At 59.0% G+C, this 14,303-nt stretch carries 10 protein-coding genes (1 of these 10 cut by a window edge); 2 read left to right on the forward strand and 8 right to left on the reverse strand.

The window, feature by feature from the left end; all coding sequences use genetic code 11:
* Nucleotides 1–59 precede the first annotated feature (59 nt).
* The 3 genes from VE23_RS11615 to VE23_RS11625 all read right to left on the reverse strand — a co-directional run bounded on the left by VE23_RS11615 (nt 60) and on the right by VE23_RS11625 (nt 4,984).
* On the reverse strand, nt 60–3,251 hold the full coding sequence (locus VE23_RS11615) for an efflux RND transporter permease subunit (protein WP_049868020.1): 3,192 nt from the start codon (nt 3,249–3,251) through the stop codon (nt 60–62).
* A gap of 21 nt (nt 3,252–3,272) precedes the next feature.
* Nucleotides 3,273–3,722 carry a MarR family winged helix-turn-helix transcriptional regulator gene (locus VE23_RS11620; RefSeq protein ID WP_048745583.1) on the reverse strand — a complete coding sequence of 150 codons (450 nt, stop codon included), beginning with the start codon at nt 3,720–3,722 and terminating at the stop codon, nt 3,273–3,275.
* Between the two features lie 326 nt (nt 3,723–4,048).
* Nucleotides 4,049–4,984 (reverse strand): helix-turn-helix transcriptional regulator, encoded by a 936-nt coding sequence (locus tag VE23_RS11625; RefSeq protein ID WP_049868021.1) that lies wholly within the window; start codon nt 4,982–4,984, stop codon nt 4,049–4,051.
* A gap of 135 nt (nt 4,985–5,119) precedes the next feature.
* Here VE23_RS11625 and VE23_RS11630 point away from each other — a divergent pair, with 135 nt between their 5' ends.
* Nucleotides 5,120–5,359, forward strand: coding sequence for a hypothetical protein (locus VE23_RS11630; RefSeq protein ID WP_048745585.1), 240 nt, complete (start codon nt 5,120–5,122; stop codon nt 5,357–5,359).
* A 3-nt stretch (nt 5,360–5,362) separates the two neighbouring features.
* On the opposite strand, the gene VE23_RS11635 is transcribed toward VE23_RS11630, so the two are convergent.
* A complete protein-coding gene (locus VE23_RS11635; protein ID WP_069202465.1) occupies nt 5,363–6,550 on the reverse strand; it encodes an SPL family radical SAM protein in 1,188 nt (395 codons plus the stop codon).
* A gap of 73 nt (nt 6,551–6,623) precedes the next feature.
* Nucleotides 6,624–7,481: a YitT family protein gene (locus tag VE23_RS11640; protein WP_049868023.1), complete on the reverse strand. Its 858-nt coding sequence runs from the start codon at nt 7,479–7,481 to the stop codon at nt 6,624–6,626.
* A 157-nt stretch (nt 7,482–7,638) separates the two neighbouring features.
* Between VE23_RS11640 and VE23_RS11645 the strand changes: the two genes are divergently transcribed.
* On the forward strand, nt 7,639–8,952 hold the full coding sequence (locus VE23_RS11645) for an MFS transporter (RefSeq protein ID WP_049868025.1): 1,314 nt from the start codon (nt 7,639–7,641) through the stop codon (nt 8,950–8,952).
* Between the two features lie 61 nt (nt 8,953–9,013).
* On the opposite strand, the gene VE23_RS11650 is transcribed toward VE23_RS11645, so the two are convergent.
* The 3 genes from VE23_RS11650 to VE23_RS11660 form a co-directional block, all read right to left on the reverse strand.
* Nucleotides 9,014–9,910 (reverse strand): NAD-dependent epimerase/dehydratase family protein, encoded by an 897-nt coding sequence (locus tag VE23_RS11650; RefSeq protein WP_049868027.1) that lies wholly within the window; start codon nt 9,908–9,910, stop codon nt 9,014–9,016.
* Between the two features lie 225 nt (nt 9,911–10,135).
* Nucleotides 10,136–12,556, reverse strand: coding sequence for a glycosyl hydrolase family 18 protein (locus VE23_RS11655; protein ID WP_049868028.1), 2,421 nt, complete (start codon nt 12,554–12,556; stop codon nt 10,136–10,138).
* A 138-nt stretch (nt 12,557–12,694) separates the two neighbouring features.
* On the reverse strand, nt 12,695–14,303 hold the 3' portion of the coding sequence (locus VE23_RS11660; protein ID WP_049869706.1) for a glycosyl hydrolase family 18 protein. It continues 308 nt past the right edge of the window; the window shows 1,609 of its 1,917 coding nt (coding positions 309–1,917); its start codon lies off the right edge, out of view — the gene reads right to left on this strand; it ends in the stop codon at nt 12,695–12,697.

A 14,303-nucleotide genomic window follows, 5' to 3' on the forward strand; every position in this document is an offset into this window, starting at 1 on the left:
AAAAGAAAGCAGCCCGCGAAGCGAGGCTTCACGGGCTGCTCTTTCGGACTTGCAGATCGTTACCGGTCCGCCATGAACGGCTCCCCTTGCATCTCGGAGCCATGATCCGCGCTTTTCTCGCGCTGCATGAACGGCCACCAGTTCGCCGCTCCGAACGTCCTGACCATGACCGGAACGAACAGCGGAAGCATGAGGAATGCGTACAAGACCAATCCGCACAAGACGATCGTGGCGATCTGCATGAGCGACATCACGCCGGAAGGCAGCATCGCCGCGAACGTTCCGCCGAGAATGACGGCGGCGGACAGAATGACCGATCCCATATTGCGCATGGCGCGCAGAATGCCTTCCTTGGGAGCCAGATGCTTGTATTCGCGGAAGCGGTCGAGCAGGAAGATGCTGTAGTCGACGCCGAGCGCGATGAGCAGGACGAAGCTGAAGAACGGCACGGCCCAGCTGATTCCGTCATAACCGAGAATCCGGGTGAAGACGACCTCGGCGATAGCCATCGACGTATAGTACGTAATGAGCAGCGAGGCCATGATGTAGGCCGGAATGACGATCGAACGGAACAGGAGGATCAGAATGACGGATATGCCGATCAGCATCAGGATGACGGTACGGGAATAATCCTCGTCCGAAATCGTATTGAGATCATGCTGCGTGCTCGTGATGCCTCCGACCGCATACTGGGAGCCTTCGTAGCCGGTTCCTTTCAGACCGCGCTCCACGGCCGCATTCACATCCGGAATTTTATTGAGCGTGGTTTCTTCATACGGATTCGTAGAGAATACGACATCGAGAGTCGTTATGTCGCCTTCAGGAGACAAGTAGGTTTCAAGAGCCTTCTTGAAGTCCGCATCGGCAAGAGCCTGCTCCGGCAGGTTCCAGCCGCTGAGTCCCGAATCCGGCTGTGCCGACAGCTCATCCAGATAAGTCCGGGCTTCGCCGAGTCCGTTCGATACTTGGCTGATTCCGTCGACACTCTGGTCAAGCCCGCCGGTAAGCTGCCCCAGCTGCTTGTTGAGATCGGCAAAGCCGGTCTGCAGCTGCTTCTGTCCTTCCTGCAGGGAGCTGAAGCCGCTCGTCACCTGCGGCAGGCGGCCGATGACCTGACCTTGGCCGGCTGCCGCTTGGGAAATCCCCTGCTGCAGCGATTCGAGTCCCGCGGCCAGCTTCTTCAGGCCGTCGCCAAGCGCCGCTTGACCGGCTGCTGCCTGCGACAAGCCGGCATTGGCATCCGCAATGCCTTTGGCAGCCGAGCTCAGCTGGGCATTGAGCTTCTCCAGTCCACCGGCAAGCCGGGAAGCTCCGCCGGACAGCTGGCCGAGCGATTGCATCGCTCCCTGGAACTGAGCGTCGGCCGCCAGCTCCGGATATTTGTCGCCGAGCGCCTGGAAGGCCTGCTCCAATCCGGCAAGTCCTTGGGCCAGCTCCTTCTGGCTGGCGGCGGCGTCTCCATATGCGGAAGACAGCTGCCCCAATCCGCCTCCGACCTTCTTGTAGCCCGCAAGCAGCTTGTCGCTTGCCGCCGCCAGCTGCTCGGCGCTCTGCTGCGCTTGCGCAAGTCCGGCGCCAAGTTCCTTGGCGCCTGCCGTTCCGTCCACAAGCCCTTTGCGGATCCGCTCGAGTCCTTGCCCGAGCTGCTCGACTCCGTCCTGCAGCCTGGCGGTGCCGGTGACGAGCTCCCCGGCTCCGTCGGCAGCCTGCTTCAGCTTCGGCGCATTGTCCGCGAGGCTGGTGCTGGCTTCCTTCAGCCCCTTGCCGATTTTGTCGAGTCCATCCGTGCTCTGGCCGATGCCGCCGCCCAGCGTATCGGCTTGCTTGGATACCTCGAGGTCTTCCAGCGGAGATCCGGCTGGCCGGGTGGCGCTGCGTACGAGCTTGACGCCGTCCACTTTCGACAGCTCGCGGCTGATCTGCTCGACGACAGCCAGGCCTTCCTTGCTGTCGAAGCTTTTATCCGCCTTCAGGATAACGGTCGAAGGCATTGAATCTCCGGGACCGAAGCTGTCGGAGATCAGATTGAACGCCTTGACGGAACGGTATTCATCCCCGATTTCCTGCAGCGAGTTGAAGGAAATCGTATTTTTGTATGCGGCCATGAACGGCACGATGAAGATGGCGAGGATAACGAGAGCCCATATCGGCTTGCGCAGGGAGAAGCGGCCCATGCGGTCCCACATGCGGCTTTCTTTATGCTCGAGAGAACCTCTTGCCGGCCAGAACAGCGCGTTGCCGAGCACGGCCATGAAAAACGGAACCAGCGTGACAAGCGCGATCAAAAGCACGGCGACCCCGACGGCGACAGCAACCGCCGAGCGGTACAGCACGAAGGTGGAGAAGCCGATCGAAGCGAAGCCGACCAGAACCGCCGCCCCCGAGATCAGCACCGTGCGCCCGGCTGTGCGGTAAGTGGCCAATATCGCTTCCGTGCGGTCCAGTCCATGAGACAGCTCTTCCTTGTACCGGCTGATCAGCAGGATGCAGTAATCCGTTCCGATGCCGAACATAATCGCCACCATGAAAATCTGGGTGAAGTTGGAGAGCGGGAAGTCCGCGTATTTGACGAGGAACGACACGACCGACTGCGACAGCAGATAGCTCAAGCCTACGGCGAGCAAAGGCACGAACGGCGCTACGACCGAGCGGAAAACGATGAACAAAATGACAAGGATGAAAATGACGGTGATGGACTCGGTCTTCGCCAAGCCCTCCATCGAGCTTTTGACCTGATCCTCGTTGATCATCCATTCGGAAGTGTAGTAATGCTCCGTCTTGATGCCGGAAGCCGCATTGTACAGCGCATCCTGCAGGTCGACGGCTTCACGGCCGTTTTTCTGGATGCCCACGAGGGCGAGCATCGTTTTGCCGTCCTTGGAGATGAGCTGGTCCTCAAGCTCCTTCTGGTCGAAGGGACCTGTAACCGATACGATCCCCTCCTTGCCGCCCGATTGCTTCATGGCGTCCAGCCCCGTACGGATGGCGGTTTTATCGTCGGCGCTCAGCCCTTCGGCACGGTGGAACACCAGGACGGCCGACAACTCATCCTTCTTGGACGAGTCGGAGGACTGGGCGTTCTTCTCCTTGATCAGCTTGGAAGCCATCGACGAGGAATAGCCGTCCGGGACGGTAATCTGGCCTTTGTCCCTGACGAGCTGCTGCATGTCCGGAGCGGACAGCATCAATCCGGCTGCCGCCGCTATCCACACAATCAATATGGCCCAGCGCCATTTCAATATCGTTCTCACCGTATGATTCCCCTCCGGTTATCAATTCTTTAGTTTGTCGGCTAGAAACTCGAACGTTTCAATGAACTGCAAAGCTTCTTCGTCCTCGAATGCCTGGATATAACGACCGAGAGTGTCTTTGATGATCCGGTCGGTTTCCTTCGCTGTCCGAATTCCTTTGTCTGTGAGCGACAAATACGTGACTCTGCGGTCCTTGCCGTCTGGATGGCGCTGGATCAAGTCCTTGTCGACCAGCCGCGTAATCAAGGAAGTAATCGTGCTCTTGCCCACGCAAAAAGCGTCCGCCAGCTCCGTTGAAGTGCAGCCTCCGCCCGACTCGCCTCGCGAGTTCAAATAACGGACAATGCCGAATTGCTCCCTGGTCATATCCTCCGGAAGCTTCTCCTGGATCAAAGCGTTGAAGCGCCTCGTCACGACAAAGCTCGCGGCCTCGTACCGCTTGATGATGTCCGGCAGCAGCTCTTCCCTCATCGCCAGTCCTCCTTTCTTGTACAAGTTCGATGTTGAAATAGTTTGATAATCGAACTTTATCATGGCAAAAACCGCCCTGTCAACAGACAAGGCGGCTCGTTTCATTCATTCATTCATTCATTCATTCATTGCGGCTCGTTTCATTCATTCATTCATTCATTGCGGCTCGTTTCATTCATGCAGATTGGCTCGCTTCATCATACATGCGGCTTACTTCATTCATGCACAGCGGCTTGCAGCACTCATACGAGCAGCTGAGCTCTGCTAGATGCAGCCTTCCGCCATACGGCCGTGCCGGGCTGTTCCAGCCGCGTTCGGGCAGCCCATCAGGCTTCATACAACGCTTGGATTTCCGCTACCTGATCCATGAGCTTGCGGGCTACATAGGGAGGATCGACGACCTTGACATGAGGCCCATAGCTGAGAAGCCGCGAATAGAGCCAATAGCCCTGTTCTTCGCGATCCGCGACCTCCAGCCAGCCGTCATCCCGGATGACAATGAAGCTCCGGTCGTAATCATCCAGCACTCTTGTCTTGACCGAGGGGTGAAACAGCAGCTTCAAGTCGATTTTGAGGCTGTCTTGACACGCCATGCGCTTGTCGAGCTCTCGCAGGTCGACATCACGGCGGGTGAACGTTTCCGGCAGGAGATCCAGCTGTTCCATCCGGTTGAGGCGGAAAGTTCGGTAATCGCCCCGCTTCAGGCAGTAGGCGTGCAAATACCAAATGTAACCCTTCAGCGCAAGTCCGACCGGCTCCACCATCCGCTCGCTGCTCGTTCCCTGCCAGTCGAGATAGACGATGCTCAGCAGCCTGCATCCATCCAACGCTTCATGGATGGTTCTCAGCATCGCTTGATGCCGCTCCTTCTCCTTCCATGGATGCAGATCGATCAGCACCCGCTCGCCGGAGGAGCTCCCGCTCCCGTTGCCGGATCGTTCCACCAAGGCGATCACCTTGTCGATCAGCGAAGAGAGCTCCTCTCCGCTCAAGGCAGACCCGACTCCGCGCAGCGCTGTCACGATGGATTGCAGCTCATCGCAGCTCAAATATTGCCGCTCCAGACGATACCTCTCCATAATCTCGTAGCCTCCCGAGAGGCCCGGATAGGAAATGACGGGGATACCGGCCATATTCAGCGTTTCCAGGTCGCGGTATATGGTGCGCAGCGACACTTCGAAGCGCTCGGCTAGCTCCTGAGCCCCGACACGCCTGCGGCCGAGCAGCAGCATCGTGATGCCGAGCAGTCTTTCCAGCTTCAATCGGGTTCCCTCCTTGCATTCAATCCATGGCAGGCCGCCGTCTGCAGGCTGCCATCCTTCGTCATGGCACCGTCCAGGTTCACTTCCAGGCCCGGCCGGGTAAAGAAGTACAACCTATCCAACGAGGTGATCATAATGACGGAACCATCAAAGAAAAAGCTGGACCATCAGCCTGAGGGCTCCAGCATCCAGGACCGGGACAATCCGGAGCAGCTGCCGACGGAGAAGGAAAGCCTGATGGATGCAGATCCATCCCAGATGAACGTGGATTCCATTCCGGTGGAAGACCTGACGATCGAGCAGCAGGACGAGAAGGACAAGACCAAGACCAAAAACGATTCCTCCAGCGCGCGTAAATATCACACCGGCTTCTAAGCCTCAGAATGGGAGAGACATCTGCTCCAATACTTCGATCTCCGTCCCCGGCGTGCATCCCGCGCCGGGGATTTCCCTGAGGCGGGCCAGCTTGCCCGCCAAGCCGGGCTCTTCGGAGAGAAGCCGTTGCGCATCATCTCCATCCGCTGCCGCCGGGGAGAGATCGGCCCCGGCATTCGGCTTCGATATCCCTTCACTCAAGGACTTGGCTGATTCTGAACCGACGGGTACGGTTCTTCCCTCACGCATAGGAACGGCAAGCATGGCAGCTGCCTGTCCCAATCCACTCTCCCGCACGCTTCCCGCGCTTTCCCTATAAAAACGGTCCTCCGGAATTCCGTGCAATACCCTGAGCTCCGAGACGATGTCATGAATCCGCTCCGCATAATCCCGGCTCGCATAGGCTCCGGCAAAGATCCGGTCGTAAGCCGGAAGCAGAGAGGCATCGTACCGCTGAAGCATTCCATAGTACCAGCTCTTCACGTCAGGCGTCAGGCGCAGCAAGGAAGTCATCATATAACCCGCGCCGGCCTCCTTGACCGCTCCCATCAGCTCGTCGAGCCGGGAACGGGAGTCGGTCAGCAGCGGAAGGATCGGCGCAGCGAACACGCCGGCCGGCAAGCCGGCATTCCGGAGCTCGGCCAGAGCCTGAAGCCGCTGCCGCGGCAGCGGCGCGCCGGGCTCCAGGAACCGGATGAGCTCATCGTCGAGGGTATTCAGGCTGATGTTGACCGAGAGCAGATTCAGATCGGCCAGGATGTCCATATCCCGCAGGACCAGCGGCGAACGGGTCGTGATCGATACCGGCACTCGGTAGCGGGCCAGCACCTTGAGGCACTCCCGCGTCACCTGCCGGCTGCTCTCGGCAGGCTGATAAGGATCCGTAGCCGTGCCGATCGCGATATGGCCGACGTCCCTCGCCAGCTCCTGAAGGTCGAAGCGCCGGGAAGCCGCCATATTGTGCAGCTGCTTGCGAAGCGCTTCCGCGGCATTGTCCTTGACGAGGATATGATCCTGGAACTCGTCGCTTCCAAGGCCGATGAACGATTGAAACGCTCTCGCATAACAGAAGCTGCAGCCATGGGCGCAGCCGCGGTACGGATTGATCGACCAGCCGAACGGCATCTTCTCTTCCTTGACCCGGGTCATCGCTTGCTTGACGACGACCGTCTCCAACCGCTTCGCGCTCATGAGCTTACCTCCCGACAAGAACGTTTGTTCCCATATAGATATACTATATCATAGGAATGAGCATCTGGCAATGCTAGAAACCCGATTCATCCCGCTCCTGCCTCCAGCCTTTGCCGACGACTTCGTGCACGTCGCTGAATGTGACAAAAGCGCCGGGATCGGCTTCATGCACGAGCCGTTTCAGACGGCCTGTCTCCTTGCGGCTGACGACACAGTAGATCACTTCGGCGCGTCTGTTATCGAATGCGCCTCTCCCGTCGAGAAACGTCGCTCCCCGCTTGAGCTCGCTCAAAATCTCGCTTGAGATCAGCTCCGGCTTCCGAGATACGATAATCGCTGCTTTGGCCGAATAGGAGCCTTCCTGGACGAGATCGATCAATCTCGCACCGACCAGCATCGCAATCAGCGTATACATGGCCCTTGTCAGGTCCAAATAAATCAACGAAAGCAGCACAACGGCCGCATCGGTGACGAAGATCGTCCTCCCGAGGCTCCAGCCGAACGATTTCCTGCACAGCATCGCCAGGACATCAACCCCGTCGGTCATGCCGCCGTACCGGAATACGATTCCCAGCCCCGCTCCGACGATAGCCCCCGCATATAGGGAAGCCAGCAGCAAGTCTTTAAGCGGCAGCCGGAACGGTTCGAAAAAGATGAGGAACAGCGAGAGGCTGACCGAACCGATCACAGCATAAATAAAACTCGTTCGCCCCATGTATCTCCAGCCCAGCAAAAAGATAGGGACATTAATGATCAGGCTTGACCAGCCTGGACTCCAGCCAAGCACGTAATTGAGAAGCAGGGCGACGCCCGTAATTCCGCCTTCCGCCAAGCCGTTGGCCAGATTGATTTCATTGATTCCGAACCCCATGAGGGCGGAGCCGGCCAGAATGGCGGCTATGTTTATCGCATGCCTTCCCCAGGATTTCATGACGCGATTTCCTCTCCTGAATCTTCTCATCCTCTCATTCTTCCCCGAAAATGCCGGAGCAAGCCTGTTATTGTCCACCCTCGGGCAGTGTGGTACATTGGTACGAAAAAGTGTCCGGCCTTACCGGATGCCAGTCCCCGGAGGTGCGGCACCTGTTATGAATTCTTTGCGCGGGCGAGCAGGCTCTTTTACTTGGAATTCTTTTTTGCTGCTTGCCGTCGTTTTTGCCGGCTATCTTGTCTTCGGCCTATCGGAAAACATTAAAGGCCCCGCCATTCCGCGCATGCAGGCCGACCTGCGGATCAGCGAATTCCAGGTTGGCCTGCTGCTAGCGTTCAACTCCCTCGGTTACTTGATCGCCTGCTCCTTCACCGGCTTGCTTGTGCGCAAGCTCGGCATGCGCGCGACGACGGTCGCCAGCTTCGGGGCGATGGCCGTGTCGGGACTGTTCATCTGGGCCTCCTCAGGCTTTTTTTCGCTGTCGGCCGCCTACTTTTTCCTCTACATCGGCAACGGCGCCCTCGAGATCGTCCTTTCCTTGCTGGGAGCGCGGATCTTTACGCGCAACGCGGGGACGATGATGAATCTCGCGCATTTCTTTTACGGTCTCAGCTCCATGGCCGCGCCTCTGGCCGCCGCGTATTTGATGGCTTTCCGTCCGGGAGACGGCGGTCCCCTCGGCTGGGGAGGGATGTATGCCCTCGTCATGGCCCTTTCCATTTTGCCTGCCATTCCGGCTCTGCTCGCACGTTTCCCCGGCAAGGAAACCCCCGAAGATCCAGCTTCCGCGGGGAAGCAAGAGGCGGAGCCTGACGGTCCGGCCGCAGCGGGCGGCCTCTCGGTGCGCCAGTACGCGAGAGATCCCGTCGCCTGGTTTGTCGTTGCCATCCTCTCTGCGGGAGTCGTAGCCGAGATGGCTTTCGGAGGCTGGCTTCCCGCCTTTCTGGAAAAAGCCTACCGCTGGGACGGGACGGCCGCTTCCGCCATGCTCTCCGGGTTCTTCGTCTGCTTCACCGCTGCGCGGCTCGTGCTTGGCCCTCTTACCGACCGAATCGGCCTTATCCGCTCCATTCTCATTTTCTCCCTGTTTTCCGGTCTTTGCACCGTGGCGGCCGTTTTCGCCGGGGAACCTGGAGCCTGGCTGTTCGCTCTCGCCGGAGCCGGCATCGCTCCGATCTATCCGACGGTCATGGCCTTTCTGGCTGTCCGCTACGCAGGCCGGAGCGATGCGGCCATCACGTTTACGGTGACGATGCTCGGGTTTGCAAGCGTAGCGGGCAACCTCCTGATCGGAGCCATTACCGACGGCTTCGGTCGTCTGTTCGGCAGCTCCGGCAGCGGCGAGATGCGCGGCATGCAGGCCGGCTTCCTGTTCATCGGCTTGTGCGCGCTGCTCTGCGCCTTGGCGGCCGCACTCCTGCTCCGCCATCTCAAAAACAGAAAAGCCGCTCCGGCAAGGAGCGGCTTCTAGAATGCAGCTTGGATCGATCCAGGCCGCCATGAATGCTACAGCGGCCTAGCCGTACAGCAGATCAGTTCCCGGCATGAGCAGCCTTCGCCGCTGCAGCGAGCTCTTCCGCAAGCTCGGGCAGCCAATGCTCAAGGCTGTAGAACTCAAAGCCGGCCTCCGCAGCGAGGGAGTTGTCCATATGCCAGGACTTGCCGATGCCGAAAGGAGATCTCTGCTCGTCCGCCGACTGCTCCCGGATGACGGCCGTTTTGCCGGTCGCCTTCTCCACAAGGCCGATGACTTCCCGGATGGATACATCCCCGTTCGAGCAGCAGTTGACCGGTCCGGTCAAGGAGCTGTCCTTGAGCCAGCACAAAAACGCCGCCGCTTCGGCGGAATGCACGAAGGAGATTCTCGCATCCGGGGACGGCACTCCGATCGGTTCCCCGCCGAGGACCTTGTCGACGTGGAAGTGCAGCCGCTTCGTATAATCATCCGGCCCCAGAATAATCGGAAACCGGACCATGACCGCTTCGAATCGGTCTTGTTCCCACAGGACCGCCTCGGCCTGCCGTTTGCCCTCTCCGTAGCTCAGCGTATGCCTGCTGCCTCCCGTGACTGGATAGCCGCCCGGCATCCATGCGGTTTCTGCGAGCCTTTCCGGCGATTCTTCGTACACGGACAAAGTGGATACCTCGATGTATCGCTTCGTTTTGCCTGCCAATACCTCTACCGCAATGGCGGCATCCTCCGGCGAATAGCAGATCTGATCATAGACGACATCCCACGCACGGCCATCCACCGCAGCTGCAAGCGAAGCCTTGTCCTCGCGGTCCAGCACCAGATGCTCCACCGGACGAACAAAGGACGTTTCCGTTTTCCCCCTCGTGCCGATCGTCACCTCATGGCCTTCCTCCAGCAAAAGATTGACCAGCCTCTTGCCCACAAACCGCGTTCCGCCCAGCACAAGTATGTTCATGACTCGATCCTCCTTGGATGTTCTATTCTCTAGACTTCGCCGCCTCAGCCTGAAAACCTGCCCCCTTGCCCGTATGTCCATCACGAGGAAGCTCGGTTCCATCCTATGCCTTGCCGTTCGGCGCCTCCCTCTTGCAAGATAGAAAAAGCGCCTTTTCCGCGCCTCCCTCTGCGGAGGGTTAGGCTGCACGGTAAAAGCGCTGGAATCGTTAAGCTTTGTCCGGGATCAGTTCAGCTTCCACAAGGCAGGAGTCGTGGACGGTTCCCAGCCGGTCAGGGAGGTGTGCGGCTGGAGGCAAGTGTAGCTCTTGCCGCCGTAGGCCACGACATCGCCCGCTTTATACGCAACCCCTGCCTTCCATGCATTGACGCCAGGCGTTGCCGTCGGCGACGGTGTCGGCGTTGGCGACGGTGTCGGCGTTCCCGTCGGTGCCGGTGTCGGCGTTCCCGTCGGCAACGTTGTCGGCGTTCCCGTCGGTGCCGGGGTCGGCGTTCCCGTCGGCGACGGCGAAGCCGTTCCGCAGGCTCCGGCCGATTTCCAAGGACCGTCGGCTCCGCTCAGGTCAGGGCGATCGCCCTGGGTCCACCATTTAGCTTCATACAGAACGCCATTATAAGAAGCCCTTTGCCCCCCGGTATAGGCGGTCGTGGATATCCATGCTGCAGCGGAGCATGCTCCCGGGGATGGGGACGGCGTTGGACTTGGCGTGGCCGACGGCGTCGCGGTAGGTGAAGCCGTCGCCGATGGAGTCGGAGCCGGCGTAGCCGATGGTTTCGGCGTTGCGCTAGGCGTCGGCGTGAGGCTAGGCGTTGGCGTTGCGCTCGGAGTCGGCGTCGGCGCGCCTCCATAAAGCTTGTCGTACTCCTGCTGCGAGGAGCTTCCGTTCAGCGTCACCCGCTGCGGTCCTCCGGAGAACGCCAGCTTCATCATGCCGGGTACATCCAGCGTCGCGCCATTTGCAATCGTCTGCGTCGCCGTACCTGTTATCCGGTACCGGTTGAAATCCCAGCCTGCAGATAGTTGTTCCACCGATCCGGCTCCCCAGGCGGAAGTCAGGGTCGTCGTCGTCGGCAGATCGAACTCCAGCTTCCAGCCGCCAGCGATATCCGCGCCGGTGTTATTCGTTATTTTCAACGAGTAGGTATAGTTCGGATGGTCGTAGTTGCCGCTGAAGCCGATGCTGAAATTTTTCGGGGCCGGCAATTGCGGCTTGACCGTGCCTCCCGGAAGCGAAGCCGTTTTCAGCTTATCGTAGGCGAAGCTGGTCAAAGAGCTGCCGTACGTGTACGTGCCGTCGGCCTGCTGGGAATAATCGCCGGTCAGCTCCCAGAACATCATTCCGCCCAGCCCTTTTTCCTTGATGTAGTCGAGCTTGTAGCCGAGCGATTCCGTATCCTCGTAAGAAAGGAAAATCTTCTTGTCCGCATTGTACAGGTACGGCGTTTTTGTCACGGAATCAAAATAGCGCTTGTTCGCAGGATCCTTGAGCAGGTTGAGGATATGCCAGATCGGATTTGCTCCTGCCGGCTGTTCCGGGGCCGGATCGTTCCAGATGCCGTACTTCCCGTCGGCGCCGCCTCCGGTTGTCGCGGCGCTGCCCCACAACCCGGTATTGTTGATGCCGCCGTTCACGTTTTTCCAGCCGCGGGAGTAATAAGGAACGCCGACGACAATCTTCTCGGGCGGCAACGTTCCGAGATAATATCGCACGGCCCAGTCCGTATTCAATACCGGCGTTCCAAGCGCGGCCGTCTCCGTATCGCGCGAATCGGGATACAAGGCCGAGTGGGGGCCGACATAGCCGTTCCAAGCTCCGTGGAAGTCATACGTCATCAGGTTCGCCCAGTCCAGGTATGGATTCGCTTCGCCCAGCTTCATCCCGCCAAGAATCCAGGACGAAGCAGTAGCCGCGATGGTTAGATCGTACTTCTGGTTATCCTGAGCCCCAGCAGCATCCAGCTTCTCGCGAAGCTTTTTCATAAGAAGGACGTAGTTGTCGTAGTTCACCTTGCGCAGCGGCTCCGCAACGGAGGAATCGATCGGATTGCCGGATTGTCCGGTGCCCGACGGATACTCCCAGTCGATGTCGACGCCGTTGAATTGGTACGTGCGCAGGAAGTCGACGACGCTGCTCGCGAATGTCTCTCGCCCGGCTTCGGAATTGGCCATCGTGTAGAAGCCGCCCGAGCCTGACCAGCCTCCGACCGAGATCAGCGTGCGGACGTCGGGGTACAGCTGCTTGTATTTGACCAGCTGGTTGAAATGCCCTTTGAAGGACAGGCTGGCAAGCTGGCCGGGATAATCCTTTTCGATAGCCGCTTTGCGATCCATGAAGTCGATTTTGTTCGTCTGCGCGTTGACCTTGGCGAATGCATAGTTGATATGGGTGATTTTATCCCACGGAATTTTATCGACCGTGTAGAAGCCCTTGTTCTCCTGATCGCCCCATTCAGGGAAATAAGCGACGATTTTGCGGGGATGGTCGGCTGCGGGGGATGGATCGGCAGGAGCTCCTCCGGCTGCCTTGGTTATCGGCGAGTAAACGCCCGCTGCGCCGGAGTAGAGCGGGAGCAGGACGACGAGACTCATCAACGCGGCCAGAATCCGGGCTTGGCCTATGGCTTTCCGATTTGCTTTTGCTTTCATGCACGTTCCTCCAGACAGTTCATGATCGTTGCTCAGGCATGGAAAAAAGCGCCCCCGCCGCCACGCCAGCCTGACTCAGGCATGGATTTTATCGCAGGACAGGAGCGCCGGAATCAATATCGCAGGTTGGAGCCGGCCTTAGTTCAGCTTCCAGAGGGCAGGAGTCGTTGACGGCTCCCAGCCGGTCAGAGACGTATGAGACTGAAGGCAGGTATAGGACTTGCCGCCGTAGGTGACGATATCGCCGGCTTTGTAGGCCACACCCGCTTTCCAGGCATTGGCTCCCGGAGTTGCCGAAGGAGCAGGTGTCGGAGTCGCGCTTGGCGTCGGGGTTGCCGATGGCTTCGGAGTCGCTGTCGGCGTTGGCGTTGCCGTAGGAGCCGGCGTCGGGGTTGCCGTCGGAGTCGGAGAAGCGGTGCCGCAGGCTCCGACCGATTTCCAAGGGCCGTCCGTGCCGCTCAGATCGGGGCGGTCGCCTTGGGTCCACCATTTGGCTTCATAGAGAACGCCATTGTAGGAAACGCGCTGGCCGCCCGTGTAAGCCGTCGTGGATACCCATGCCGCAGCCGAGCATTGGCCCGGGGTCGGTGTAGGAGTTGGTGTCGGTGTAGGAGTTGGTGTCGGTGTTGCGCTTGGCGTTGGTGTAGCAGACGGAGTCGGCGTTGCCGATGGAGTCGGCGTTGCGCTTGGCGTCGGAGTCGGCGTGTAGCCGGAGCCAAGATCCGTGTTCAGCTTGTTCAGCAGCGTTTTGTTGCGGTCGCCGCTCGTTTCCCAGAACATGGCGCCTGCAAGGCCCTTCGACTTCAGGTAGTCCGTCTTGTAGCCCATGGACTGGACATCGTCGTAGCTGATGAACGTTTGGTTGGAAGGATTGTAGAGATAAGGCACTTTGGCTTGATCGTTCCAATAGCGGGTATAACCGTTTTTGTTGATGTAATTGGCTTCAAGATCATAGAAGTCGTAGCTGCCTTTTTCCCATGTGCCTGTCGAAGAGATGCCGGCGCACTTCTGATACTGGCCGTTGCCGGTAGACGGGCATCCTCCCCATCCGCGGCCGTAGAACGGCGTGCCGAGAACAAGCTTGCTGGCTGGAACTCCACTCGCCAGATACGTCGTAACGGCTTTGTCGATGTTGAAGTTCTGCGGATCGGTCAGCCCCGTTCCAGCTGTCGCCGGATCATAATACAATGGAGCGTTGTGGCCGCTCGTCGTATTCCAGCTGCCGTTGAAATCATAGGTCATGATATTGATCCAGTCGACGGTGCTGGCAATTCCTTTGAGATCATTGTTCTGGATGTAGGAAGGACCCGCTCCGGATGCGATAGTCAGCAAGTACTGCTTGCCGTCTGTCTTGCCTGCCGCGTCCAGCTTCTCGCGGATCTTCTGCAGCAGCAGAACGTAGTTCTGCTTGTCTTCCGCACGGTAGCTGTTGCCGGCGAGGCCGCCGCTGACCGGATACTCCCAATCGAGGTCGACCCCGTCCATTTTGTATTTCCGGATGAAATCGACCGAGGAGTTCGCAAACACTTCACGAGTAGCGGCCGTAGCGGCGACATCGGAGAAGCGGTTCGACCATGTCCAGCCGCCTACGGAGATGACCGTCTTCAGATTCGGGTTTTTGTCCTTCAGCTTCCACAGCTGCTTCAAGTTGCCTTTGATCGGGTCATCCCACTTGTCATCGCCGAAGCTCTTCTGGGCATCGATCCAAGGATCGCCGAGCACGACCGTTCCGTTCGGAACGCTGATC

Source organism: Paenibacillus sp. D9, assembly GCF_001188365.1.
Taxonomy (GTDB): Bacteria; Bacillota; Bacilli; order Paenibacillales; family Paenibacillaceae; genus Paenibacillus_O; species Paenibacillus_O humicus.

Coding starts and splice junctions, on each gene's coding strand:
- VE23_RS11620 (WP_048745583.1), bottom strand. CDS start 3,722: ATGAGGGAAGAGCTGCTGCCGGACATCATCAAGCGGTACGAGGCCGCG.
- VE23_RS11630 (WP_048745585.1), top strand. CDS start 5,120: ATGACGGAACCATCAAAGAAAAAGCTGGACCATCAGCCTGAGGGCTCC.
- VE23_RS11635 (WP_069202465.1), bottom strand. CDS start 6,550: ATGAGCGCGAAGCGGTTGGAGACGGTCGTCGTCAAGCAAGCGATGACC.
- VE23_RS11640 (WP_049868023.1), bottom strand. CDS start 7,481: ATGAAATCCTGGGGAAGGCATGCGATAAACATAGCCGCCATTCTGGCC.
- VE23_RS11645 (WP_049868025.1), top strand. CDS start 7,639: ATGAATTCTTTGCGCGGGCGAGCAGGCTCTTTTACTTGGAATTCTTTT.
- VE23_RS11650 (WP_049868027.1), bottom strand. CDS start 9,910: ATGAACATACTTGTGCTGGGCGGAACGCGGTTTGTGGGCAAGAGGCTG.
- VE23_RS11655 (WP_049868028.1), bottom strand. CDS start 12,556: ATGAAAGCAAAAGCAAATCGGAAAGCCATAGGCCAAGCCCGGATTCTG.